This is a genomic window from Atlanticothrix silvestris CENA357 (assembly GCF_016056295.1).
In the GTDB taxonomy this organism is placed as follows: Bacteria; Cyanobacteriota; Cyanobacteriia; order Cyanobacteriales; family Nostocaceae; genus Atlanticothrix; species Atlanticothrix silvestris.
Genome location: NZ_JAECZB010000024.1, coordinates 1 through 25,812, shown reverse-complemented (window position 1 = coordinate 25,812; position 25,812 = coordinate 1). Strand labels below are relative to the sequence as shown.

The following is a 25,812-nucleotide window of genomic DNA, read 5'->3' as shown; positions in this document are numbered from 1 at the left end:
AGTGACAACAAGTAAAAAGGCAAAAGAAATTATTCTTTTGCCTTCTACATCTTACATTTTAATTTTTACCTTTCGGCTTTACTCTTCTTCGTAATCGTCTCCGTCGTCTTCTTCATAATCGTCTTCTTCCTCTTCGTCTTCTTCGATGAGGTCGGTAACTTCGTCAGCAATCAGCAGTTCATCGTCGTCATCTAAAATTGACCTTTCTGTACGCCGACCGCCAAATCCAGTTTCCGCAAGCCCAGGAGAATCTAAATTATAGGCACGAGCTGTGCGATCATCTAACACCATATCCAAGGGATCATCGACTTCATCTAAGACGCTACTACTATCTAGAGCAGTATAGTCATCGATCGCACCGGGTTCTTCATAAGTGTTATACCCAGTACCCGCCGGAATCAATCTTCCGATAATCACATTTTCCTTTAGCCCCCGCAGCCAGTCAGATTTGCCTTCAATTGCTGCTTCGGTTAGTACCCGTGTTGTCTCTTGGAAGGATGCGGCAGAAATGAAACTGTCTGTGTTTAATGATGCTTTGGTGATACCCAACAAGACGGGGGTGTACTGTGCCCTAGCACCACCTGTAATCGCCATAGCTTCGTTCACCTGCTCAACTTGGCGCAACTCTACCAATTCACCCGGAAGCATAGTAGTGTCTCCACCATCATCAATCCGGACTTTGTTGGTCATCTGGCGAACAATCACTTCAATGTGCTTATCAGAAATATCAATTCCCTGAGACTGATAAACCATTTGCACTTCGTTCACCAAAAATGTTTGCACTTTTTGCAAGGCAAGACTAGCACAAGCATAAACTCCATCTTCAGAACCCAGGCTAAAGAAAATTTCCAAAATTTCATGGGGATTGGATGGGCCATCGCTCAATGGTTCTCCCACTGATACTTGTGCGCCATCTGGAACCATCAAATTTTGTCCGGGGCCGAGAGGATAATCGGTAACTACGCCATTGGATTCTACAACCTTAATGGCGATCGCTTCATCACCATCACCATAAACTACCTTAACTTCTCCGGCTCGCCGACAGAGAATACATGCCTCTTTTGGTTTACGTGCTTCGAGTAATTCCTCAATCCGGGGCAAACCTTGGATAATGTCTCCGGTTTTGGCACGTTCAAACACCAACAACACCAAGTTATCGCCCCGTTGTACCAAATCGCCATCTTCTATCTGTAACACAGCACCAGGGCTGACTCGGTAGGGACGACCAACCCGGATAGTGACAGAATAGTTTTGCGTACTGAGGGCTGTTTCTTGGGTTGTAGAATTATTTGCGGCAGCTTTGACTTCTACTACTTGCCCAGATTCTTCAGCAAAAACTCCAGGGGTAATTTCTGTACCTTCTACTAGCAAGTCACCCTTTTTCACCTTGGGCTGGGCGCTAGTATTCATTGTAATCATGTCACTGTGGCGCAACACTAAACAACGACGTACAGTTTCGCTACCTTTTTGAACGCCCCGTACAATACCTCCTTCTTTACACAAGATTTGGGTACTTGCAACCACAGCACCAGGAGCGATGGTTTGCCCATCTTGTACTTTTAGGGTTGTTTGGGTACTACCTTGGGTAGCGTCAGCAGTAATGTCCCGCCGAATTACTAAAGATTCCAAAATCACCAATTGCAAGCGCAGAGACTCCGATGTAGGGGTTTCCTCTGTTGCAGCAGCTGTAGTCTCAACTTCTGAATTTGACGCTCCTGCGATCGCTAACGTTTCGCCCTCACCATCTGGGATCAATTCAATATCGGCTGCTAGGGGAGAGGCATTATGGTCTTGTTCACCTTCTTGCTCAATTTCTAACACCAGCTGGGTTCGCAGCAACTCCACCCCTTCAACAGACTTGACGCGTTCAGAATCTTTGTAGGGCAAGCGTTGTACTGCTCGTAATTGAATCGAACGTCCTGTTTGCTGACTAATCGATGTGGTTGATGGCACATCAGGATTATTAGGTACAGCAAACTCTACTACTGGACGGCTCAATAGGGCTGGCCCTTCTGGAGACTCCACATACTGGATATAGCGTAATTCGGTAGCGACACTACCTTGTAATTCTTCACCTGGTTGGACAAAAGTGTTATCTCGTCCTATCACTGCTTCTGGATCATCTACCATCAGCAGTTCCCCTGGCTTCACAACTACTTCTCGCAGGATGTCGTTTTTCTGGGTAACTTCTACCACGCCACTGGTTTGACAGAAGATATCTTTCACTACCTCAGTCCCAGCTTCTACAAACTGTCCGTCTTCTACCAACAGTAAGGAAATATCTTTATTGACTTCATGGGTTTCTTCGGGAATCCATAACAGAGTTCCACCTTGTACAACTTCGTAGCCCAGCTTGGCTTTGCCTTTTTTCTGGACTTCAATACCAGCAAATTTTAAAAATCCACCAGTGGTGGTGCGATAGCGGTCATCAATCAATTCAGCGACAACCTGACCATTTTGGACTTTAGTACCTGGGGTAGCCCGGAGGTTAAATACTTGGTTATTACCAGTAGTAACCAAGTAGCTATTGCGACCTTGAGAACTTTGAACTGTGACTTTTGCTTGGTCTAAAACCACAGAAGCAGTGATAATCTCAATTTCCCTGGTACTCTTGCCTGGGGTAGCTTCTGGCAAACGTACTACACCACCATGCAAAGTAGTCAATTTGGTTTCTGCTAAGACACCATTTGAGGCGATCGCATCACCATTTTTAACTACCAATTCTGCACCTGGGGGCAAGTTATAAACTTCCCCAGACAAAATCCAAATCAAGCCACCTCTGGCTGCTGTGGTTGTGGTGTTACCTTGGCGATCGGTTTTTTGTTCTGGAACTACTTCCGCAAACTGTACTTCTCCTGCCAAGTCAGAAGCTACATCTTTTACAGCTTTTTCTGTGTTAGCACGAGTTGTGCGTCCACCTAAGGCAACTTCTGCCAGCAATTGACCGATTTTTACCTGCTGTCCATCAACTACATAAAGTGTGGAACCTTGAGTTACATGAATTTCCTGGGTAGGTTGGGTATCAGAACCGTCTTTTTTAGGCTCTAAATTGATGATCCCGTTAACCTCAACATACAAGGCATCTTCACCGTGGCGGGTGCGATATGTTCGAGTCCGCAGTTTACGGGGTAGACGGATAGTACCTTCTGTTTTGGAACGTACTTGTTGCGCGACTTCCCCTGTAAATACACCACCTGTGTGGAATGTCCGCATGGTTAGCTGAGTCCCAGGTTCACCAATACTTTGGGCAGCAATAATCCCTACTGCTTCACCCAAGTCCACCATCTTAGCGTGGGCCAAACTCCAGCCGTAGCAGTGTTGACAAACAGAACGTGCAGCTTCACAAGTCAGAGGCGATCGCACGACAACTTCACTAACCCCAGCCTTTTGAATTTCTGCTGCTAAGTCATCAGAAATTGGGGTATTACGTGGTGCAATCACTTCTTTTGTAGTGGGATGCACTACATCTTCACCAACGACCCTTCCTAGTAAGCGCTGACCCAGAGGAATCAAGGTTTTGGCACCTTCTGTCATTGGCCGCACAGGAATTCCTCTGGTGGTACCACAGTCAAATTCCCGAATAATCACATCCTGGGATACGTCTACCAAACGACGGGTGAGATAACCAGAGTCAGCAGTCCGCAAGGCGGTATCTACCAATCCTTTTCGCGCACCATAAGACGAAATAATATATTCCGTCACGGTTAGTCCTTCGCGGAAGTTGGTTTTAATGGGTAAATCAATAATTTCCCCTTGGGGATCTGCCATCAATCCCCGCATTCCCACCAATTGCCGCACCTGGGAAATATTACCCCGCGCTCCGGAGAATGCCATCATGTACACTGAGTTCAAAGGATCAGTCTTTTTAAAGTGGACAACGACTTCATCTTTGAGTGCTTCACTAGTACCATTCCAGGTGTCAATCACTTTTTGAAAGCGTTCCACTTCTGTGATTTCTCCCCGTTGGTAACGGGTTTCAGTAGCACGAATTTCTTCTTCTGCTGCATCTAGAAGCGCTCGCTTAGTAGGCGGGATCATCAAGTCGTCAACACTAATAGAAACCCCTGCTTTGGTCGCGTAGCGAAATCCTAACTCTTTGAGTTTGTCCGCCATCACTGCGGTACGCGCTGTTCCATAGTGCGTAAACGCCCAGGAAATTAATTTTCTCAGTTGACCTTTATCAACTACGCGATTGCGAAAAATCGTGTTTTCGTTAGTCATTTATTTAGTCCTTCATCCTTAGTCATTGGTCATTAGTCATTAAGATTGGGGATTGGGCATCGGGTATGAGGAAAACTTTTCCCCAGTCCCTAGTCCCTAATCCCTAGCTCCTAAACTGCTAATGCTTCCTGAATTGCTTTGTTGTAAATAACACGACCAGGCGTTGTGCGTACATACTGAGAAATTAAATTTCCCTTAGCGTCTTCTCTAACTCGGCGGAATTTATACAGCAGTGTCCGGGTACCATCACTATTTTCTGTGACTTCCAGAGGCTCCTTATCTGGTTGGTCTGATTCAACCTCACCATCAAAGCGCACATAGATGTAGGCATGTAAATCAATTTGCTCTTGCTGGAAAGCCATTATTACGTCATCCAAGGAAGCAAAGTAATTACCTGCACCTTTTGTCGCACCAGGGTTTTCTGCTGTTAAATAATATGCCCCCAATACCATGTCTTGGCTAGGTGTGATAATGGGTCTACCTGTAGCTGGTGAGAGAATATTATTAGAAGCCAGCATCAACAACCGTGCTTCTGCCTGACTTTCCAGAGACAAAGGAACGTGTACCGCCATTTGGTCGCCGTCAAAGTCAGCGTTAAACGCGGGACAAACCAAAGGATGCAGTTGAATTGCTCTACCTTCCACCAAAATCGGTTCAAAAGCTTGAATACCTAAGCGGTGGAGTGTTGGTGCTCGGTTGAGCATCACTGGGTGTCCTTCAATCACCTCTTCTAGCACATCCCATACGCTGGGATCATTACGAGATATTAGCTTTTTCGCCGCTTTGATGTTATTGACCATCCCACTGCGAATCAGGCGGTTAATCACAAATGGTTGAAATAGCTCAATTGCCATTTCTCTAGGCAAACCGCACTGGTGAATTTTCAGCTTGGGCCCAACCACAATTACAGAACGTCCAGAATAGTCAACTCGTTTACCTAACAAGTTTTGCCGGAAACGACCTTGCTTACCCTCAATAATGTCAGACAAAGACTTTAGGGGTCGGTTATTTGCCCCTACTACCGTGCGTCCCCGGCGACCGTTGTCAATCAAAGCATCTACTGCTTCTTGTAGCATCCGCTTTTCGTTCCGCACGATAATCTCTGGTGCCAAAATTTCTTGCAGGCGTGCTAAACGATTGTTCCGGTTAATTACTCGCCGATATAAATCATTCAAGTCACTGGTGGCAAACCGTCCACCATCCAACTGCACCATCGGGCGCAGGTCAGGGGGAATTACAGGAATTACTGCCATTACCATCCATTCAGGTTTAGAACCTGTGGCAATGAAGTTGTCAATCACCCGCAAACGCTTAATTAACTTGGCCCGTTTTTGCCCTTTAGCGTTACCAATTTCTTCACGCAGGCTTTCAGCTTCTTGCTCTAAGTTAATATCAGCAAGCAAACGCAGCAGCGCTTCAGCACCTATACCTACCTCAACGCCCTGCAACTCAGAGTCTTCACTATAAATTTGGTCTTCAATTTCCAACCACTGGTCTTCACTGAGTAGCTGTTTATAGGTTAAAGTTTCGGCATTCCCAGGACTGAGAACAACATAAGAGTTGAAATATACTATTTGCTCTACATCCCGCAAAGGCATATCCAACAAGATAGAAATATAGCTAGGGATGCCTTTGAGATACCAAACATGGGCTACTGGAGCAGCAAGTTTAATATATCCCATGCGGTGACGACGTACCCGCGACTCGGTAACTTCTACACCGCAGCGCTCGCATACAATACCACGGTGACGTACTCTTTTATACTTTCCGCAATGGCATTCCCAATCTTTTGCAGGGCCAAAGATACGTTCACAAAACAAGCCATCCATTTCCGGCTTGAGAGTTCGGTAATTAATTGTCTCTGGTTTAGTAACTTCGCCTACTAACTGGCCGTTAGGCAGAGTTCGTTCACCCCACTGCCGAATGCGTTCTGGCGATGCTAAGCCGATTTTGACGTAATCAAACTGATTAGTTTGGGCTGGTCTCATTTCTTTAGTACTAAGTTCTAAGTTATGAGTAAGTAAATGCACGAGGTTCTACGCCCGTGCTTGGAAAAGTATTTAATTTTCAATTGTGAGTTAGGAATTATAAGTTTTTAACTTTATAACTCCTAACTGCTCACTCTCTACTCTTCTTCTTCTAAGGATTCACGAGAGAGAGATTCGTAGGTTGGCCTTGGAGGTGTACGCCGAGCAGATTGGTCTGCCATTAAATCGACTTCCACATCCAAAGAACTACCATCTGTTTGGGTTTCGACTTTGTGTACAGCAATGTCTAAACCTAATGATTGCAATTCTCGCATTAGCACCTTAAAGGACTCTGGTGTTCCAGGCCGGGGAATTGCCTTACCTTTAACGATCGCATTGAGCGCTTCATTGCGCCCTTGCATATCGTCAGATTTGACTGTCAACAACTCCTGCAAGGTGTAAGCTGCACCAAAGGCTTCCAATGCCCACACTTCCATTTCCCCAAATCGCTGACCACCTTGTTGGGCTTTGCCACCCAAAGGTTGCTGAGTTACCAAAGAGTATGGGCCTGTGGAACGAGCATGAATCTTATCGTCCACCAAATGCACCAACTTCAGCATATAAGCCACACCTACGGTAACGGGGCGGTCAAAGGGTTCGCCAGTACGACCATCAAAGACCAAGATTTTACCAGGGTCATCGGGGTTATATACCCAGTCTTTGCCAGTTTCGTCACGTGCTTCTTGCAACTTGCCATGTACAATGCGGCGGGATGATTCTTCACCGTACATTTCGTCAAAGGGAGTAATCTTAAATCGGACTCCCAAGGTTTGACCAGCCCAACCCAAAAGACACTCAAATACCTGCCCAACGTTCATCCGGCTGGGTACGCCCAAGGGATTGAGTACGATATCTACTGGTGAACCATCAGGCAAATAAGGCATATCTTCCGCTGGCAATATCCGCGAAATAATTCCTTTATTGCCGTGCCGTCCTGCCATTTTGTCGCCTACTTGAATTTTGCGCTTTTGCGCTACATACACCCGGACTACCATATTGGCTCCTGGTGGCAGTTCATCGCCTTGCTCGCGGGTAAATAGGCGCACGTCCACTACCCGCCCTTTTTCGCCGTTTGGTACTCGCAGGGAATTATCCCGTACATCCCGTGCTTTTTCACCAAAGATGGCGCGTAACAGTTTTTCTTCTGGTGGTTGGTCTGATTCACCTTTGGGTGTGACTTTTCCTACCAAAATATCTCCTGATTCCACCCACGCACCAATCCTGATAATTCCCTGTTCATCTAATTGGCGCAGGGCATCTTCCCCGACGTTAGGAATTTCTCTGGTAATTTCTTCTGGGCCTAGCTTGGTTTGCCTAGCTTCAATTTCATATTTCTCAATGTGAATTGAGGTGTAGATATCATCCTGCACCAGTCGCTCAGAAATCAAAATTGCGTCTTCGTAGTTATAGCCTTCCCAAGGCATATAAGCGACAACAATATTTTGTCCCAATGCTAATTCACCACCTTCGGTGGAGGAGCCATCAGCCAGCACTTGACCGGCAACAACACGCTCACCAATCCGAACTAAGGGCTTTTGATTGAGACAGGTATCCTGATTAGATCTCTGATACTTGGAAAGTCGGTACTTCAGTTCCGAACCCCCAGATTTGGGACGTACACGAATTTCTGTGGCATCAACGTAGGTCACATCGCCATCAGTACGCGATATGATTACCATCCCGGAGTCTCTTGCTCCTTGCGCTTCTAAACCAGTACCCACTAAAGGACGCTCTGGTTTGAGCAATGGTACTGCCTGCCGTTGCATGTTGGAACCCATCAGCGCTCGGTTAGCGTCGTCATGCTCCAAAAAGGGAATCATGCTCGTAGCTACTGAGACGATTTGCACTGGGGAAACTGCTACATAATCCACTTGTTCTGGTGTGGTCGTAGCCCAGTCTTGACGATAGCGCACAGGAACCAGTGGGCCTTTGATGTAACCATTTTCATCTACGGGGATATCACCAGTGGCAGTCCGTAGATCGTCTTCTTCATCGGCTGTCATGTACACTGGCGTAACGTCAAATCGCACCCGTCCATTTTCCACGGGTCTAAATGGCGTTTCTAAGAATCCATATTGGTTGACTCTGGCATGGGTTGCTAATGAGCCAATCAAACCAGCGTTAGGCCCTTCTGGTGTCTCAATCGGACAAATGCGTCCGTAGTGAGAAGGATGAATATCCCGTACTGCAAAGCCAGCACGTTCACGGGTTAAACCACCAGGGCCTAGGGCGCTGAGACGGCGTTTGTGAGTCAGTTCTGCCAGGGGATTGGTTTGATCCATGAACTGACTTAACTGGCTGGAACCAAAGAATTCCTTAATTGCCGCTACTAATGGTTTGGGGTTAACTAAGGAAGCAGGAGTCAGGACTTCGGCATCGGATACGGTCATCCGTTCACGAATGATGCGCTCTAGACGGTTTAAACCTACCCGCACCTGGTTTTGTAGCAACTCTCCAACACTTCTCACCCGGCGATTACCTAAGTGATCAATGTCATCTATACTACCAATGTCGTATTCCAGATTAATTAAATAATCGACAGCCGCCAAAATGTCGCCGGGAGTCAATACGCGCATGGTATCGGGAACAGACAACCGGAGTTTTTTGTTGAGCTTATATCGTCCAACACGACCTAAGTCATAACGTTTCGGGTCAAAGAAACGAGAGTCTAATAATTGTTGTCCACCTAATACCGTAGGTGGTTCACCAGGACGCAGTTTACGATACAACTCCATTAGGGCTTCTTCTTCAGAAAACTGCCCTTCTTTTTCAATAGTTTTTTGGAAATATTCTGGGTGACGTAGAGCGTCAAAAATTTCGTTATCTGATAAGCCCAGAGCTTTTAATAGCACCTGTGCTGAAAGTTTGCGGGTTTTGTCAATGCGTACCCAAACTAAATCGTTACGGTCTGTTTCAAATTTCAGCCACGCCCCTCGGTTGGGGATGAGACTGGCAGAATAGGTACGCCGCCCGTTTTTATCGATTTCGGATTTGTAGTAAACTCCTGGCGATCGCACTATTTGGTTGACGATCACCCTCTCGGCTCCGTTAATAATAAACGTGCCGCGATCAGTCATTAAAGGCAGATCCCCAATAAATACTTCTTGCTCTTTAATGTCCCCTGTTTCTTTATTCAACAGGCGTGTGGGAACATACATTTGGACTGCATAAGTACTATCCCGCCGTTTAGCTTCTTCAACACTGTACTTTGGCTCTTTCAGTTTGTAGTTATGTCCGAGAAAGTGCAGTTCTAGCTTGCCAGTGTAATCTGTGATCGGACTAAAAGAGTTAAGTTCTTCTATCAACCCTTCTTCCAAAAACCAGCGAAAGCTTGAACGCTGGATTTCAATCAAGTCGGGCAACAAAAAGGCGGGTTCAATATATGTTTCGCTAGTCATGCCTCTACCTTTGTCAACCTGGTTAAACTTATTGATTAAGACACTGGATTTTGGCAGTTTTTTACCGCAAAATAGTGTCTATAACTTTTTGGGAACTTCTCCTGATGCCAACTGCTATTTTATAAATGCAGGTAAACGCAGCAATTTAAACCGGAAAGAGCGGTTTTGACAAGGGGGTAATCGCCCTTGCTGGAAGATCAGAGCAGCTATTATCCAGCTGTTAACTTGATGTTTTAACAACAGATGCCTGAAATATGGCTGAATTTGATTTGCTTTGATCAATTTCCCCTCCCAAAAGTGCGCTCATAAACCTACGCACTCTAGACTTTTGTGTCTTCAATACACCATTTATCCTCACGGTGATATTTTAGGATCGAGAAAATAAGCCGTCCCTTGTCGGCTTGGTATCAGAATGGCTTGATTTTGGTGGGTTTTACTCACAAGACAATTACGTTTAACAATTTTCTATAGGTTTAGATACAGAGTAATCAGGTAATTTTTACCTAAATCAACTCACGGCCAGTTACCAGAATGGATCATGCTTTGAGAGCATCCGTATGTAGAGAGGAGGAGGATGGTCAAGTTGATAACAGTACAAAATCAAGTTTTAGGAGTTTTCAATTCCTTCCTTTATCATTATGACGTAAGCAAAATGTTTTGGAGGGAATAATCTTAGCATATTTTTGCTATTCCAGAGGGTTATATTTTTTCCAATCTACAAACCAAACCTTAATACTTGTAATTTATAGTACTAAATTAAATAATTTACAGGCATTTTGGGTGGTTTGATGAGCGATCGCCTCTACTGTTTCCCCGCGCAACAAAGCCACTTGCTCCGCTACGTAGCGGACATAGGCAGGCTCGTTACGTTTTTCGCCCCGTTTGGGTACCGGAGCGAGGAAGGGGCAGTCTGTCTCAATTAACAGGCGATCGCTTCGCACCATTGCGGCTGAGGCGTGGATAGCCTTAGCGTTTTTGAATGTTACTGTGCCACTAAAGCTGATATAAAAGCCTAAGTCTAGGAACCATTGGGTTTCTTCTGGTGTCCCTCCCCAACAATGCATTACACCCCGCAGGGGTTCTCCTTTAGAATCCTGCCATTTTTGCAATATTTCTCTTACCTCTTTTGCCGCATCGCGGCAGTGAATAATCACTGGTAAATGAAGTTCAGATGCGATCGCTAATTGAGCCTCGAATACCATGCGCTGGGTTACATAGTTATCTGCTTTGTAAAAATCCAGTCCCATTTCCCCTATGGCTACCACTTTCGGTTCTGAACTAGCCAAAGAACGGATTTTATCGGCCCAATCGTTGTACCATTTTTCTGCATCTAAAGGATGCAATCCCACGGCAAAGCTCAGTTCAGGAAACTGGTGCGCTATAGCTTGGATGCTGGTAAACTCGGCTGGCTCAACGCAAGAGTGTACTAAACGCACTACTCCTGCTTCTTGCCAACGCGATCGCACTGAGGCTAAATCTGGCTGGAATGAGTCAAAGTTGAGGTGAACGTGGGTGTCAATCAGCTGCATTTTTGTTAAGAATCAATAGTCAAGAGTTGAAGTACAAACTCTTAACTATGGACTTTTGACTTTGGACTATTCAGCAGTTTGGGCGACTGGCTGGAGTTTATGAGCCAATCTGGACTTTTTTCTAGCCCCATTGTTGGGGTGTAGAATACCGCGCTTGACAGCTTTATCAATTTTGCTGTAAGCCTCGGACAGTCGCGCTTCTACTTGTTCTTTTGATTCTGGTGTAGGATTAGCTGTATAGCTTTCTACGGCACTCACATATTTTTTCATCAGCGTTTTCACTGCTGATTTGTAAGCTTTATTACGCAGTCGGTTACGTTCTGCGATTTGGGCGCGCTTAAGAGCAGACTTTGTATTCGCCACAGTCAATTCCAAAAAGACTATTAATATGTACACACACTACTAGACTTACTAATATAGCATCCATATTGCCAATGTGAGGATTTCTGAAAAAAAATCTCACTTTTACCTTGGACTAACTGCATTGATTAAGAAGACTTGACAAACTCTTACTTGGTATGTACTCAAGCCAGGAAATGCGTTAGAATTAGGTACTCTAATAAATAAATTGTGAACCTAAATAATTACCCACTATCTGATCAAGTGGTATTGCCGCCAATGTAGGCTGTGATTTAAATGTATAGACCCAATATATGGTGTTTGTGCTAATTTTGGCTAATAAAAGTAAAAAATCAACAAGAATTAGACTTAGAGTCTGCCCTTATTTCGGATAACTAGTGTATGGACTGACAAAAATAACATCCATATACCCGACCGAAAAGAGGGTTTAGACTTAAGGGTAGTGGCATTGGCGTATCCACTCCCTGCCGCCAGCTAATCAAGGCCAGTCGGACTGAGTATAATTGATTCGCCTTCTCAAGCAACTCATCAGCGGGCGACCTTGAGAGTATCAAAAAAATCCAGGTTAAGCTAGAGAAGAGAATTGAAATTGCCTTGGCATACTTTATAAGTCAAAAGCAAGACTGAATTCTCAGGTGGGAATATTCTAAAATTTTGGCATTCTCCTTACTCCATGCTGCGAATCATTACTCAGCAGGCAGACGTTAGAGCAGAACTACTACGTATCTGCGATCGCACCCATGATGAACAGGTGCTTCACAAAGAAGCCACAGTGCGGGAAGTATTGCAAGCAGTGAAACGCCAAGGCGACAAAGCTGTGTTGCATTATACATCTGAATTTGACAACCAAACCTTGAAGCCGGAAGAATTGCGGGTGACAGGTTCGGAACTGGACGCGGCCTACCAACAGGTGTCGAAAGAGCTGCTCCAGGCAATTCAGTTGGCTGTCCGCCAAATTGAAGCATTTCACCGTCAGCGAGTCCCAAAAAGCTGGGTACACTTTGGCGATGACGATGTAGTACTAGGCAAACGCTACACCCCTGTAGATCGGGCAGGTTTATACGTGCCCGGTGGTCGTGCCGCTTATCCTAGTACGGTACTCATGAATGCAATTCCGGCGAAGGTAGCTGGCGTACCCCACATAGTCATGGTGACACCACCAGGAGCAGGTAAAGCCATTAACCCAGCAGTTTTGGTAGCCGCCCAAGAAGCAGGGGTGCAAGAAATTTATCGAGTTGGGGGGGCGCAAGCAATCGCTGCTTTAGCCTACGGCACAGAAACGATTCCTCAAGTAAATGTGATTACTGGGCCTGGTAATATTTATGTCACCTTAGCCAAAAAACTTGTTTATGGTATCGTCGGTATTGATTCTTTGGCAGGGCCAAGCGAGGTGCTGATTATTGCTGATGAAACAGCCAATCCTGTCCATGTGGCTACTGACTTGTTGGCACAAGCTGAACATGATCCAATGGCGGCGGCAATTTTGTTAACGACAGATACTGCTTTAGCAAAAAATGTGCAAGTAGCCGTGGAAAGACAGCTAGTAGATCACCCCCGAAGGATAGATACCGAAAAAGCGATCGCTCATTACGGTTTAATTGTGGTCGTAGAATCTTTAGAAGCAGCGGCAGAATTTTCAAATGAATTTGCTCCCGAACATTTGGAGTTAGAAGTTAAAGATCCGTGGGCAGTACTTCCTAATATTCGCCATGCTGGGGCGATCTTCTTAGGCTACTCTACACCAGAGGCTGTAGGAGACTATTTGGCAGGCCCTAATCATACTTTGCCTACATCAGGTGCTGCCCGCTATGCTTCAGCATTAGGGGTAGAAACTTTCCTCAAACACTCTAGTATTATTCAATATTCACAAACCGCACTGCAAAAAGTGGCAGGAGCAATTGATGCCCTGGCAACAGCTGAAGGACTGCCTTCTCATGCCGATTCAGTACGCCGCCGAATTCAGCAAGAAGAGTGATTTTGGATGCTTAATTTTTTCTTATACTATTGGCAAAAGTCACTCGTAACGTCAAACTAAAATTTTAGGCGGCATTTGCCTCAAGGAAGCTTTTCTTTTTCAGTTGCAGCCTCAACTATAAAAAGTAATTTTTTATTGGGAAAATTATTGGCTTAGGAACCAATAATCTTCACCAGTTTACTGATATTCAGGGGTCTACTCTTTAGGAGACAAGATCGGTGCTAAAAAATATTTTGGTAGCTTTAGACGGTTCGGAAATCGCAGAGAAAGTAATTCAAGCTTTCAATGATTTAGTGTTGTCAGAAGATACTAAAGTCGTTCTCTGCCATGTTTTTGCTACACCAGAGTCAGAAATGGAACTACCTGCCGATCTCCCTCATCCAGAGTCCTCAACATTTTCTTATTTTCATATTGAAAAATTACTGCAATCTTATCAGGAAAAATTATCAATCGAAAGTGAATTAGAATTGGTAACTGGCGACCCTGCTGACGAAATTATTCGCCTAGCCAATATCTACCAAGCTGACTTACTAATTATTGGTAGTCGCGGGTTAACTGGCATGAAGCGAATTGTTCAGGGTTCGGTAAGCAGTCAAGTTGTGGAAGAAGCTAATTGTTCGGTATTGGTGGTCAAGCCCAATTAAAGTAGTGAATAGCCGTGATATCGATTGTTAGGTTAGGTGATGTCAAACTGGCTATGCCTGTAATTACTTTTTGACTTTACTAGTTATGTCAAAGTGTCAGCACTAGATCAACATCTAGCTTCTCTAAAATTGTATAGATTGGAATGGCATAGGTAATTCCAAGATTTTTACGTCCTCCTCCTTCGGTTCCAGCAAAAAGCAGAGCTACAGCGTAACCATTCTCATCTACAATCAGCGAACCGCTATCTCCACGAGCGCCGAATCGATCATTTTCAGCAGCTTCAAATGTAATAATATCTTCAAATTTACAGTTTACTAATTCATCACTATATCCCATAGTAAATTTCGTGGGAAAAGTTCTCAGCTTTCCCCAGGTTTGACCAGTTTTTTGCCCTAATTTAGTAAATCTTAAATTGGGATTTATATTTTTAATATTATCTTTGTTGTAATAACCCTTTAGTTTACCTACTCCTTTAATTTCGTCTAACCTGACTAAATTAGGGTTATTAACTTTGGCAATAGCTGCATCAACTAAATTAATACCATCTTCTGTAAGTTCAATATAATCTGTCAAAACTGCAATTTTATTTACACCAATATTCCTCTTTTCCTCACTGGTAGCATTCTCACTATAAGGAAGAGGGAATAATTTAAAAAGCGATAAGAACCTCGTCCATAAAATCTGTCTAAATTCATCAATACCTTTATGAGTAGTATTACGAAGAATAATGTAATCTTTTCCTCGCTGTCCTTTATTCAAATTTGCTAATACATGATTATTGCTTAATATGAATAAGTCTGGATGACCACTCTTTCGGACAAAACAGCCTAATGTTCCTTTGCCAGTACAACTAAAATGAGATATTGCATCACCAATACACACCGAAGAACTGCTATATGGAATTACAGGGCCTGTTACTTGAAAATCTATTTTTTCTTTAGGTATTTCTTTAAAAATAGGCTCAATGATTTCTTGATCACGCTCTTCTGCTACATATATAGCAATTTGATAATCCTGTTGTTCCCGCTGATGAACTCCTAAAACTGGAACAGATCTTAACTGTCTGCCTTCATAAGTAGGTACTAATTGACTAAAAGGACGAGGCTCATGTAACCTGTCCCATAAAATTTCGTTAGCCTTATCTCTTAATTTTACAGCTTCTTCAAAGTGTACTATTCTTATGGGATCTTCTAAGTTGCTCACCATGTAGACAATACTCCAAACATAGCAAAGCGGTACTAATAGCTATTCTTCTAATTTTGATTCTTACTCAAAATAGAGCAATAGTTTTACTACATACTAACACTGAGTATGAATCAAACAAAATAAATAACCAAAAGTAATAAGTACAGCAACTCATTTATTTTAATAAAAGTATAAAAATTACTTTACGTTTTTCAATTATTTAGGGTATTCCTTAAATTCTTATGCCAAACTTCTCAAATCAAAACAAAAATTGAAGTATAGCAGGGGACAGGGACAGACTTGAAAGTCTCATGATGTCAGGATTGTATGATCAGTTTATGTCCTAACCTACCTAGCAATCGCCATAACATAAGCAAAAAAAATAGCCTCAGCAAGCTATACTTGGAGGCATAAAAATTTTATAAAAGATTATTACAAAGTATAAATAATTATGTATAATTCTTAATATAGTTTTTTGTTAATGAAGCGCTAGGTTGATATAGCGCCATATCTAAGTCAGTACAAAAACTTGTCCCACAACTTCTGTTTCTATAGGTACGCCTTCAAGTTTCTCAGGAACCTTACTAGCTACTTCTGTGGGCAAGGGAGAAGTCAAGTTAATCTTAACTGAATAACCCTTGTCACTTCGAGATACCCCTATTGCCTGAATTTCTTCTATTCCTTCTAAAAGATGAGATACCTTTTCACTAGCATGTATAGCTTTGTCAAGGATCTCTTTACGGTCAGTTTGGAAAAGTTTAGGTTCTCCTGTAACTATTTTTTTTAAAAAACGAGTAACCATTTTTTCTAAAGGACTAGCAATACTTTTCATTTTTTCCTCTCTTGCAATTTGTTTTTTGTTTTATCCCTCATAATTGAACTGGATATTAACTACTAAGGCAGTCAGCAGTACCAGACTAAATCTTTTAAAGAAATAAAACTCACTATAACAGTAACAGTAGATGCTACAAGAAAAAATATCTATTTTTACTCAAAAATAGCTTAACTTTTGTAAAAAATTTAGTTTTATTTATATAAACCCGTAAACTAACTAATTATATACATAATATCTTTTATTGTCAACTTACTCAAAAAAAGCACTGTATTGTTGTTGTCTTTAGAGTAAGCAATTTAGTCGGCACTAAACTGGCATGACTAAATTAATCAGCTTCTAGGATAGGTATAAAAAATGTATATAATGGAAGAATGATTGCACCGTAGAAGGGTTTATACCATCTGAAAGCAACAAAAGCCCCACCTAAGGCAAATACCCAAACCACAAGGGCGACAGTTGAAATAACTAGCTGTTTTTTCTTTCTAACCTTAGTAACGCGCCAAAGGTAAAGCGGCGTAGATATTAATAATATGGCAAAAATAATCCAAAGCCAAAGCCAATATTCTTGTGATAGTTGCGGATTAAATGCTGCTTTGACAATGCCATCAAGTGTTATATATAGCGCTACAACTTCTGTAGGAATGTATTTAAGTAATTTTGACTGGTAATCATCCTGTTTTGGGATTAGATTTCTGGCAGTGTTAGAATCTGTTGAATCTTCTAAATATGGTTGAGCAGTTTCAATATCTCGGATTTGTTTTTCGATATCTCGCCTTGTGATAATCTCTCGCTTCATATAAACTTTTTTATGCTAACTGCTTGTTAATAATATATAAAGTAGTTTTAACAGCGTTGTGTAATTATAATATGAAAAATCGTATAATTACTGGATTAAAGATTATATAAATTTAACGAAGTAATACTATGTTTTTTGCTAACAGGCTTGTATGGGCAAGCAGCATAGTCTCATACCAATTCACAAAACCTTGATACATATAGATTTCTCGTAAGGGCACGGCATTGTTCCCTACCAACGTATTTGTATCATTTTTAAAGTTAGATGGTATCAACCTAGCAGGGCGAGCAATCTTTATTCCAGCCAAGCCAAGACCAGCAGCACTAGTAAATAACTTTCAAAAAATCAAATTATCCCATTTTGTGGTGTGGGCATCCTGCCCGTCTTTGGTGATTAGCCAACAGGATACCTGCACCACAACAAACTTTGGGGTATTTATTATTTGTCACTCCCTAAAAGCTTCAGTCGTGGTTATCAAGATGCGTTTGAAAGCGCGAGTTAGTTCTGTAATCAGCAGTTTCATAAAGCTTAGTTACAGACCTGACTTTTATGGTGGAGAGGAATTTAGATTTATAGTTTCAACCCTTCTTAATTCTGAAGATTATCAAATATTTTCAGTGTGTTTGAGTTGCAAGAAACTGACGCAAGCTCAACAGATTTAAGCTTTGTCCTAAATTTAAAGGCAAAATTGAAACTCCTTCGAGGCGGGATTGCACCCAGCCTTCTCCCCAATACCATTCATGAAATCCATCAATACCTCCACTAAGTAGTAAGCGCAGACAGTTGGATTTTGCCACGTCGACTTGATGATGAACTGGAACTAGCCCAGCCCAAGTTGTAAACTTAAACCCTGGATGCAGTTCTTCTGGCATTCCTGGAGCAAAGCGTTGTCCTAAGAGCCATTTTCCTAATTGCTCTGGATGCAATAAACTGTCATGAATGGCATCGGCTGACGCTTCGATTTCTATCCGCAGTTGGCTTTGTTGAAAATTACCTAGCATGTTTCTAGTATTGTTTAACAGTGAGACATCACTTTTAGTGAATTGTAGTTTCTAGTATTGCAAATCCAGTCACTAGCGATCGCCAGTCCACTTTTCTAGCAAATGAGAACTTAGAATAGAAAAAGTGAACTTGTTAAGAAATGTAAGGTTTTTCATGGCAGATCAGTTAATTCGTGCAGCAGCAGCCGAAGGTGGAATTCGGGCAGTGGGTGTGATCACCACACGCTTAACAGAAGATGCACGGCAGCGCCACAAGCTCTCTTATGTGGCCACAGCAGCACTGGGACGGACTATGGCAGCTGGTTTATTGATGGCTTCTAGCATGAAACGTGTTGGATCTAGGGTTAATGTCCGGGTCAAGGGCGATGGGCCTTTAGGTGGTATATTGGTAGATGCAGGCTTGGATGGAACTGTACGCGGCTATGTAGGAAACCCATCTATAGAATTGCCTCCTAATGCTAAAGGTAAACTCGATGTCGGTGGTGCAGTAGGTGACGGATATTTGTATGTGGTGCGAGATATCGGTTACGGCTACCCTTACTCTAGTACCGTAGAACTCGTTTCGGGCGAAATTGGTGACGATGTGGCTCATTACCTCATGAATTCCGAACAAACACCTTCAGCACTAGTTTTAGGCGTGTTCGTGGGAGCAGGTGGAGTTACGGCTGCCGGGGGGTTATTAGTGCAAGTGCTACCTAAAGCTGCCAGAGATGAAGCATTGGTAGCAACCTTAGAATCACGGGTATCTGCTTTATCAGGATTTACGCCGTTGTTGCAAGCTGGCAAGACGTTAACGGAAATCTTGAATGATCTACTAGGAGACATGGGGCTAACAATCTTTCCTGAAAGCCAAATGCTACGCTTTCACTGTGGCTGCTCTTTTGATCGCGTTTTAGGAGCATTGAAAATCCTAGGAGAAGCCGAGTTGCAAGATATGATTATTCAAGATGATGGTGCTGAGGCAACTTGCGACTTTTGTGGCAGAGTTTATCAGGCAAGCAGTGATCATTTGGCTCAATTGATAGTTGATTTGCAAACGGAATCTTCTATTTCTGGATAAAGTATAAAACGACACTATGTTTTCAAAAGATTAATGATATTTATGGAGCAAGATCAAGTAAAAAAGTAGCTTTTTAATTATGGGAAAGCTACTATGGCAACAATGGAATTATCGACCTAAAACAGATCGCTATTCAATTATTTTGGTGTGAGAAATGACAGAGCGAGATATTCCAGACAGTTGGTCCTCAGGCAAAGCGAGAGAGCCAGATAAAATCGGAGGATCATCCAAAAGTCAACAATTTGGTGAAACTCCAGTATTTGGTGCCCCAGCTACTGGTTCTACCTCTAAGTCAATGAAGCGGCGAAACAAAAAGGATTCCGTTAGCGGAGCGTCTCGTACAGAAGGATTACCTATAGATACTAACTCAGAAAATACAAGTTTACCCAGTAAAAATTCTCAGCGATTGCCACGCTGGATGAAAAGCTGGGTATTGTGGTCAGTATTGTTAACGTTAATTCCCGGTAGTATAGGGTTTTTGGCGATGGCGATGCTGTTCAAGTTACCATCTGCTCCCAACTGCCCATCAATTTTTTGGCCTTTGGCTAGTGCGTCGGTGCGATTACATTGCGCTCAGTTGGCAGCTTCTAAACAGAAGGTGGATGACTTGCTACAAGCGATCGCTATGGTGAGACAACTGCCCCAAAATCATCCCCTGCATGGAGAAATTGAGCGTTTCTTAGAGGAATGGTCAAAAGATATTTTACGCCTAGCTGATCAAAGTTTTCAAGGGGGAAATTTAGAAGAAGCGATCGCCACTGCACGTAAAATACCCGAAGACCTAGCAGCGTATAAATTAGTAGACAATCAAGTTTCTCAATGGCAGTCAATTTGGTCGAAAGCAGAAGGTATCTACCAAGAAGCCGAAGGAGAATTAAAGCAAAGGCGTTGGCAATCAGCATTTATGTTGTCAGCTAAATTGCTACGTGTAGATAATAAATTTTGGGCAAGTACTAAATATGATCAATTAAATCGCTTAATTACCTCAGCACGGGAAGATGGCGAAAAATTAGCCAAAGCTGAAGGTTTAGCAGATAGCAAAGTAGTAGATAACTTACTAGAAGCGATCAAAATCGCTGAGTCGATAGGGTCAGACAGTTATCTTTATCAGAAAGCACAGGAATTGGTTCCGGCATTTGGGCGCAAAATGCTGGAGTTAGCACAAGCAAAATTAGATACACGCGACGCTGATACAGCTCTTGATATTGCTAGGCAAATTCCCGACAGTACTAAATTACAAACAGAAGTTGAAGACTTTATTGCTTTGGCTGATGCTCAAAGAAGCGCATGGATAGGTACTGTTGCTGGTTTAGAAACAGCAATCTCCCAGGCGCAACAAATTGATCCTTCCAGACCAGTTTATGACAAAGCACAACAATTAATTACTCGTTGGCAGTTAGAAATTGAAGACGTAGCTCGTTTAGAAAGAGCGCGAACATTGGCTAGCCAAGGAACAGTGAACGAATTAACAGCAGCGATCGCGGAAGTACAGATGATTCCTGTTAATAATCCCCGTGCATCGGAAGCTAAGCAAGAGGCGAGTCGTTGGCGTACCCAAGTAGAAACAATCGAAGATCAACCTTACTTGGAACGTGCTGAACAGATAGCTTTTATGGGGGATATTAATTCTTTACAAGCTGCGATCGCTGAGGCTAGTCAAATCGGTCGGGGTCGGGCGTTGTATCCAGAAGCACGCAGAAGGATTGGTACTTGGACAGCTAAAGTTGAACGCATTCAAGACCAACCATACTTAGATCAAGCACGAGAACTAGCTCAGAGTGGAAATTTACCTGCTGCGATTAGTGCGGCTCAAGCAATTGCATCGTCAGGGCGATCGCTTTCTAGCGAAGCACAAGCAGCTATAGATGACTGGTCAGGACAAATCCGCGCCAGAGAAAACTGGAAAAAAGCACGTGAACTAGCACTTGCTGGTACACCAGAAGCTTTGGTTGAGGCGATGCGTCTAGCTGATAAGGTGTCAAATAATAGTGTGTTGCGCTTGGATGTGAATGTAGCCCTTGATCAGTGGAGTCAGCAGTTATTAGATATAGCACGCTCTCAGGGTAATTCTGATCTTTACAAAGCCATTGAGACTGCTAAGTTGATTCCGCGTGGTAGTTCTGCTTATAGTGCAGCGCAAGATCAAATTAAGACTTGGCAACAGTTTCTTAATCCTGAACCTCCGCCTCCGCCTCCATCTCAGCCTGAGTATCCGCAATTGCAGCCCATAACTCCTATTAATGAAGGGTGATTTTTAATCAGTTGGAGTTAACCTCTTGCAAAATTTACTTTGTAGGAGGTTTATCAATAGATAATTGTGATCTCCTATTTTTTATGTTGCTTGATTAATTTTTTCCACTTCTTGCTCAGATAATTTTACATCAATGGCACGCACTGAATCTTCAATACTAGAAGTCTTGCTAGCACCAGGAATCGGTAAAATACAGGGCGATTTAGAACGCAACCAAGCCAACACAATATTGTATACCGATACGCCTTTTTCTTTGGCTAACTGAGCGATCACGGGAATATCTTGTAAATCACTATGACGGCGACTACCACCAAAAGGACTCCAAGGTAAAAAGGTTAATTCTTCCTGTTCACAATACTTCAACACGCCATCAGTTTCGGGTTGTCGTTGCCAAGGACTGTATTGATTTTGCACTGAGACAATATCTACCACATCCCGCGATCGCTTAATTTGTTCAACAGAAAAATTAGAAACTCCTACAAACCGAATTAAACCATCTGCTACTGCTTCTTTTGCTGGTGCGAGAGATTTCTCAATTGTGTAATTGGAATCAGGAGCGTGATATTGCCAAATATCGATGGGTTTATTTCCACCTAAAGCTTCAAAACTGGCACGAATTGTTTGACGCAAATGTTCTGGACTACCATTACGTGTCCAACTACCATTTGGACGCATCAAACCGCCTTTAGTTGCTACAATCATACGGCTAACGTCGCCTTTATAACTGTTAAGTGCCTTGTGAATTAATCGCTCATTGTGATGTTTGTCTAATTCATCTTGGCAATAAGAGTCAGCGGTATCAATAAATGTAATACCCAAATCCAAGGCATGATGAATAACTGCGATAGATTGCGATTCGGGCGGACGATTGGAAATTGACATTGGCATTCCACCTAAGCCAATGGCACTTACAGAAATACCCGTTTTTCCTAGCTGTTTGCTTTCCATACTTCTAATCTTAGTTTAGAGGGCTATTAACTAATGTATTTAGCTAATTTAAATCTATTTTGACAATTACCTATGGATAGGGCTTAAGGGAAACAATTAGCTATTTCAATATGAGATAATCCCCCTCTTTACTGACTAAGAAGGGGATGATTATCTACTTACATCCTAAAGATTCACGAGTAGCTACACCAGTTTTAGAATTAACACCATTGGCTTGAGTGCAGAGTTTTTTCACCTGCAAACCATCTAAAATTGCGTTTGTAAAATCTGCGCCTGTGATGTCAACATCATCAAATATAGAACGCAGCATCATTGCATCTGTAAAAACTGCATCGCTCAAATCAGCGCCCTTGAACCTTACCAAATAGGCTATGCCTTCACTAAAATCTACACCATGCAGATTTACTCCCTCTAAAAGACTACCATTAAACACACCACCGCGTAAGTTAGCATTGCTAAAGTTAGCATTTTCTAAACTTACATTGGTAAACTCAGTGCCAACTAGATTTTGACCAGAATAATCCTTGCCTTTTAGTTCATCACCAGCAGAACGGGTAATACTAGAAGAACTTGCGGCCTGCGCCGACAGGGGAAACAAAAAAAGAACCATAGCTAAGACAGCGCTAGCCAATAGTTGCCGATACTTCATAATCTCTTCTTAATAAATCTCAACACTTCCGCCATTCACTATTAAACCGCACTAGAGAGTCTTTTTGATTTACTGAGACTAAACCTGTTTTCTTTAAAAATGCCATGAAAAATCATCCAATCGAATATCTTTGCAAATTTCAGAAATTTTCCACCTTGATTTACCAACAGATTCAACTACAGGATGATTAATTGAAGAAGTATTTAGCTCTTGAATATCAATGATATCAACTTTAAAATTTTGCTGTGCTGATTTTTCTGTTGTCTGTATTTGTTTGGTGATAGGCTTTTCAAGTTTTTTGATGAATTTTATATCTAGTGGAATCTTAAGAAGATTAATTTAATTTCGCTATCAAGACTTATAGTGATTTATATCTAAATTGTAAAACAAGTAGTTAAAACAAACCAAAAAAGTTCGGTCTTCTGGACAAACAGAGATTCAAAGGCATTACTAGCAGCACGCAATCTACTTGTTGCAATCTTATGCGATCGCTGAGCCTTTATCTGTCTGGAATTTGAACAGTCAAATTAATTAAAATTTCTATCTTTTTTGAGATATAACTTCTTTCGTTAGGGAGAGAAATAAATTACTAAAGATTGCTTACTATTTCCTTATATTAAGGTTATCCACAAAATTATTGTTTCTGGCATAACATTTGTTAGACACAGACAACTACTTTGTTTTGTTGCAATCATTGATAAATTCAGTTTAATAAGTAGAACATTTGTATTAATTTGTTTTACTTATTTAATTATGGTAAATTTTAATATTTCTCAATTTGGAGCCAGTTTATAAATGAGTTATTACAACTTTAATGATCATTTTTGGAAACCAGAGACAGTTTGTAAACAAGCATCACGACCAAAGACAAGCCCAAAAAATACTCACAGTAACAAGGTAAGAGTAATTTTATCTATAGTATGTGTTGCTATATGGACACCTGTGTTATTCCATATTTTAGTAATTACCACCAATGAAAATCAACAAACAGCTTTTATAGATACTGACAACTCTAGAGGTAATTGCTTGACATTTAGACATAATAAAGGGTTAAAAATCTACTGCTCTGCTGCACGGTAATAACAAAGGCTGCTGACCATAACAATTTTTCTGTCTGTTTTTATAAAAGAATACTGCCTTAGGATATATAGATGTTGAAATGCGATCGCAAAAATATCTGTGGCTAATCAAGAAGATATCGCCTCGTCTCTGATGCGGACTCCTTTATATCAACTGGGTGTAGAAATCAAAGCACGCTTTACCAGCTTTGGTGGTTGGGAAATGCCCGTGCAGTTTACTGGTATTAGTCGTGAACACGAGGCTGTTAGAAATGCAGCCGGGATGTTCGATATATCCCACATGGGTAAATTTACTCTCCACGGGAAAGACTTGATTCCTCAACTCCAGCGTCTAGTTCCATCAGACTTGAATCGGTTGCAACCTAGTGAAGCGCAATATACCGTTTTGTTAAATCCCCAAGGTGGCGTTATTGACGACATTATTGTTTACTATCAAGGTGAAGATACCACTGGCCTACAGTGGGTATTAATCATAGTCAATGCAGCCACCACTACTAAAGACAAAGCGTGGTTATTGCAACATCTTGACTTAGATGAGGTGCAATTCCAAGACCTTTCACCAGAAAAAGCCCTGATTGCTGTGCAAGGGCCAAAAGCGATTCAATATCTCCAGCCCTTTGTGCAAGAAGACTTACAACCAATCAAAGCATTCGGACATTTAACAGCAACAGTACTAGGTAAACCCGGCTTTATTGCCCGCACAGGTTACACCGGCGAAGATGGTTTTGAGGTGATGGTAGATCCGGAAGTCGGGGTGGAATTGTGGCAAAATCTTTATAATGCTGGGGTGATTCCCTGTGGACTTGGTGCGAGAGATACCCTGCGCTTAGAAGCAGCCATGGCACTCTATGGGCAAGATATCGACGACACCACCACCCCTTTAGAAGCAGGTTTAGGATGGCTAGTTCATCTTGATACCAAAGGTGATTTTATTGGTCGGGAAGTTTTGGTGCAGCAAAAAGCCGCTGGAGTTGAGCGCCGACTGGTAGGTTTACAAACGTCAGGACGCAACATTGCCCGTCATGGCTACCAAGTTTTATCAGCAGGCCAAGTAGTCGGAGAAGTAACTAGTGGGACTATATCTCCTACCCTTGGTTATCCTGTTGCCTTAGCCTACGTTCCTAGTAACCTAGCAGCTGTTGGTCAACAGCTAGAAGTGGAAATTCGGCGCAAAGCTTACCCAGCAGTTGTAGTTAAACGTCCCTTTTATCGCTCAAAGAATCGTGCTACCAACTGATAACTTTCCCAATTTTTAAGGAATAATGTGTTTTAAGTTACTGGATCTACACTATGTTTAATTAACAAACATGACCTAGATGACTTTTGGGGCGATAATTTGTTTGATCTGGAAGGGAAATTGATATGTCGTCTTTTGAATATCCTCAGGATTTGAGATACCTGGATACTCATGAATATGTGCGGCTAGATGGTGAAATTGCCACCATTGGCATCACTGAGTTTGCCGTAGACCAATTGGGTGATGTCGTGTTTTTAGAATTGCCAGAGATTGGCGATGCCCTGGCTAAGGGAGAAACCTTTGGCTCAATTGAATCGGTAAAAGCTGTTGAAGACCTGAGTTCACCAGTAACCGGCACAGTTATAGAGCGAAATGAGGCTTTGATTGACTCTCCTGAAGAAGTGGCAGAAGATCCATACGCTGAGGGGTGGCTCTTAAAAGTACGCGTCAATGATCCTGATGAGGTGAATGACGGCTTGACGGCTGATGAGTATCGCGCCCTGGTAGAAGGGGAGTAGGAAGAGGCAGGGAGGCAAGAAGAGGGGGAAAAGGGTAAAGGATGAAGAAGCAAACCCTTTAACCCTGCCCCTTATCCCCAAAGGGGGCCCCACCTTCC

General features: G+C 42.5%; 17 protein-coding genes. 6 read left to right on the top strand and 11 right to left on the bottom strand.

Translation table 11 applies throughout. The features are described from left to right. Window positions 1-78: 78 nt before the first annotated feature. The 5 genes from I8751_RS11900 to rpsT all read right to left on the bottom strand — a co-directional run bounded on the left by I8751_RS11900 (window position 79) and on the right by rpsT (window position 11,538). Window positions 79-4,221 carry a DNA-directed RNA polymerase subunit beta'' gene (locus tag I8751_RS11900; RefSeq protein WP_214439368.1) on the bottom strand — a complete coding sequence of 1,381 codons (4,143 nt, stop codon included), beginning with the start codon at window positions 4,219-4,221 and terminating at the stop codon, window positions 79-81. Between the two features lie 110 nt (window positions 4,222-4,331). Beyond that, complete coding sequence (locus I8751_RS11895) at window positions 4,332-6,209, bottom strand: DNA-directed RNA polymerase subunit gamma (RefSeq protein WP_214439367.1); 1,878 nt, start codon at window positions 6,207-6,209, stop codon at window positions 4,332-4,334. Window positions 6,210-6,346: 137 nt separating this feature from the next. Further along, the gene (gene rpoB / locus I8751_RS11890; RefSeq protein ID WP_214439366.1) at window positions 6,347-9,646 is read right to left on the bottom strand and encodes a DNA-directed RNA polymerase subunit beta; all 3,300 of its coding nucleotides are present in this window, start codon (window positions 9,644-9,646) and stop codon (window positions 6,347-6,349) included. 743 nt (window positions 9,647-10,389) lie between these two features. Further along, complete coding sequence (locus I8751_RS11885) at window positions 10,390-11,175, bottom strand: TatD family hydrolase (RefSeq protein WP_214439365.1); 786 nt, start codon at window positions 11,173-11,175, stop codon at window positions 10,390-10,392. Window positions 11,176-11,241: 66 nt separating this feature from the next. Further along, the gene (gene rpsT, locus I8751_RS11880; RefSeq protein ID WP_214439364.1) at window positions 11,242-11,538 is read right to left on the bottom strand and encodes a 30S ribosomal protein S20; all 297 of its coding nucleotides are present in this window, start codon (window positions 11,536-11,538) and stop codon (window positions 11,242-11,244) included. Window positions 11,539-12,208: 670 nt separating this feature from the next. Here rpsT and hisD point away from each other — a divergent pair. Continuing rightward, on the top strand, window positions 12,209-13,510 hold the full coding sequence (gene hisD / locus I8751_RS11875) for a histidinol dehydrogenase (protein WP_214439363.1): 1,302 nt from the start codon (window positions 12,209-12,211) through the stop codon (window positions 13,508-13,510). A 218-nt stretch (window positions 13,511-13,728) separates the two neighbouring features. Beyond that, complete coding sequence (locus tag I8751_RS11870) at window positions 13,729-14,154, top strand: universal stress protein (RefSeq protein ID WP_214439362.1); 426 nt, start codon at window positions 13,729-13,731, stop codon at window positions 14,152-14,154. Window positions 14,155-14,242: 88 nt separating this feature from the next. Here I8751_RS11870 and I8751_RS11865 read toward each other — a convergent pair whose 3' ends face one another. The 4 genes from I8751_RS11865 to I8751_RS11850 form a co-directional block, all read right to left on the bottom strand. After that, entirely contained in the window at window positions 14,243-15,361 is a 1,119-nt protein-coding gene (locus tag I8751_RS11865; RefSeq protein ID WP_214439361.1) for a hypothetical protein, read from the bottom strand. Window positions 15,362-15,851: 490 nt separating this feature from the next. After that, window positions 15,852-16,172, bottom strand: coding sequence for a hypothetical protein (locus I8751_RS11860; RefSeq protein WP_214439360.1), 321 nt, complete (start codon window positions 16,170-16,172; stop codon window positions 15,852-15,854). 328 nt (window positions 16,173-16,500) lie between these two features. Beyond that, a complete protein-coding gene (locus I8751_RS11855) occupies window positions 16,501-16,971 on the bottom strand; it encodes a hypothetical protein (RefSeq protein ID WP_214439359.1) in 471 nt (156 codons plus the stop codon). A gap of 614 nt (window positions 16,972-17,585) precedes the next feature. Then, on the bottom strand, window positions 17,586-17,972 hold the full coding sequence (locus I8751_RS11850; protein WP_214439358.1) for a hypothetical protein: 387 nt from the start codon (window positions 17,970-17,972) through the stop codon (window positions 17,586-17,588). A 154-nt stretch (window positions 17,973-18,126) separates the two neighbouring features. Here I8751_RS11850 and hslO point away from each other — a divergent pair, with 154 nt between their 5' ends. Both hslO and I8751_RS11840 read left to right on the top strand, forming a co-directional pair. Beyond that, window positions 18,127-19,032 carry an Hsp33 family molecular chaperone HslO gene (hslO, locus tag I8751_RS11845; protein WP_214439357.1) on the top strand — a complete coding sequence of 302 codons (906 nt, stop codon included), beginning with the start codon at window positions 18,127-18,129 and terminating at the stop codon, window positions 19,030-19,032. A 154-nt stretch (window positions 19,033-19,186) separates the two neighbouring features. Continuing rightward, window positions 19,187-21,283 (top strand): chromosome segregation ATPase, encoded by a 2,097-nt coding sequence (locus I8751_RS11840; protein ID WP_214439356.1) that lies wholly within the window; start codon window positions 19,187-19,189, stop codon window positions 21,281-21,283. A gap of 81 nt (window positions 21,284-21,364) precedes the next feature. On the opposite strand, the gene I8751_RS11835 is transcribed toward I8751_RS11840, so the two are convergent. Both I8751_RS11835 and I8751_RS11830 read right to left on the bottom strand, forming a co-directional pair. Continuing rightward, window positions 21,365-22,231 (bottom strand): aldo/keto reductase, encoded by an 867-nt coding sequence (locus I8751_RS11835; protein ID WP_214439355.1) that lies wholly within the window; start codon window positions 22,229-22,231, stop codon window positions 21,365-21,367. A 154-nt stretch (window positions 22,232-22,385) separates the two neighbouring features. Beyond that, complete coding sequence (locus tag I8751_RS11830; RefSeq protein ID WP_214439354.1) at window positions 22,386-22,880, bottom strand: pentapeptide repeat-containing protein; 495 nt, start codon at window positions 22,878-22,880, stop codon at window positions 22,386-22,388. A gap of 1,179 nt (window positions 22,881-24,059) precedes the next feature. Between I8751_RS11830 and gcvT the strand changes: the two genes are divergently transcribed. Both gcvT and gcvH read left to right on the top strand, forming a co-directional pair. Beyond that, window positions 24,060-25,196, top strand: a complete 1,137-nt coding sequence (gene gcvT / locus I8751_RS11825) for a glycine cleavage system aminomethyltransferase GcvT (RefSeq protein ID WP_214439353.1) — start codon at window positions 24,060-24,062, stop codon at window positions 25,194-25,196. A gap of 125 nt (window positions 25,197-25,321) precedes the next feature. Further along, a complete protein-coding gene (gene gcvH, locus I8751_RS11820; protein WP_214439352.1) occupies window positions 25,322-25,714 on the top strand; it encodes a glycine cleavage system protein GcvH in 393 nt (130 codons plus the stop codon). Window positions 25,715-25,812 lie beyond the last annotated feature (98 nt).

Excerpts from the sequence above, each read along its gene's own strand:
- I8751_RS11865 (WP_214439361.1), bottom strand. The coding sequence starts at position 15,361 with ATGGTGAGCAACTTAGAAGATCCCATAAGAATAGTACACTTTGAAGAA.
- I8751_RS11840 (WP_214439356.1), top strand. The coding sequence starts at position 19,187 with ATGACAGAGCGAGATATTCCAGACAGTTGGTCCTCAGGCAAAGCGAGA.
- rpoB (WP_214439366.1), bottom strand. The coding sequence starts at position 9,646 with ATGACTAGCGAAACATATATTGAACCCGCCTTTTTGTTGCCCGACTTG.
- hisD (WP_214439363.1), top strand. The coding sequence starts at position 12,209 with ATGCTGCGAATCATTACTCAGCAGGCAGACGTTAGAGCAGAACTACTA.
- hslO (WP_214439357.1), top strand. The coding sequence starts at position 18,127 with ATGGCAGATCAGTTAATTCGTGCAGCAGCAGCCGAAGGTGGAATTCGG.
- I8751_RS11855 (WP_214439359.1), bottom strand. The coding sequence starts at position 16,971 with ATGAAGCGAGAGATTATCACAAGGCGAGATATCGAAAAACAAATCCGA.
- I8751_RS11850 (WP_214439358.1), bottom strand. The coding sequence starts at position 17,972 with ATGCTAGGTAATTTTCAACAAAGCCAACTGCGGATAGAAATCGAAGCG.
- gcvH (WP_214439352.1), top strand. The coding sequence starts at position 25,322 with ATGTCGTCTTTTGAATATCCTCAGGATTTGAGATACCTGGATACTCAT.
- I8751_RS11895 (WP_214439367.1), bottom strand. The coding sequence starts at position 6,209 with ATGAGACCAGCCCAAACTAATCAGTTTGATTACGTCAAAATCGGCTTA.
- I8751_RS11835 (WP_214439355.1), bottom strand. The coding sequence starts at position 22,231 with ATGGAAAGCAAACAGCTAGGAAAAACGGGTATTTCTGTAAGTGCCATT.
- I8751_RS11885 (WP_214439365.1), bottom strand. The coding sequence starts at position 11,175 with ATGCAGCTGATTGACACCCACGTTCACCTCAACTTTGACTCATTCCAG.
- I8751_RS11830 (WP_214439354.1), bottom strand. The coding sequence starts at position 22,880 with ATGAAGTATCGGCAACTATTGGCTAGCGCTGTCTTAGCTATGGTTCTT.
- I8751_RS11860 (WP_214439360.1), bottom strand. The coding sequence starts at position 16,172 with ATGAAAAGTATTGCTAGTCCTTTAGAAAAAATGGTTACTCGTTTTTTA.
- I8751_RS11900 (WP_214439368.1), bottom strand. The coding sequence starts at position 4,221 with ATGACTAACGAAAACACGATTTTTCGCAATCGCGTAGTTGATAAAGGT.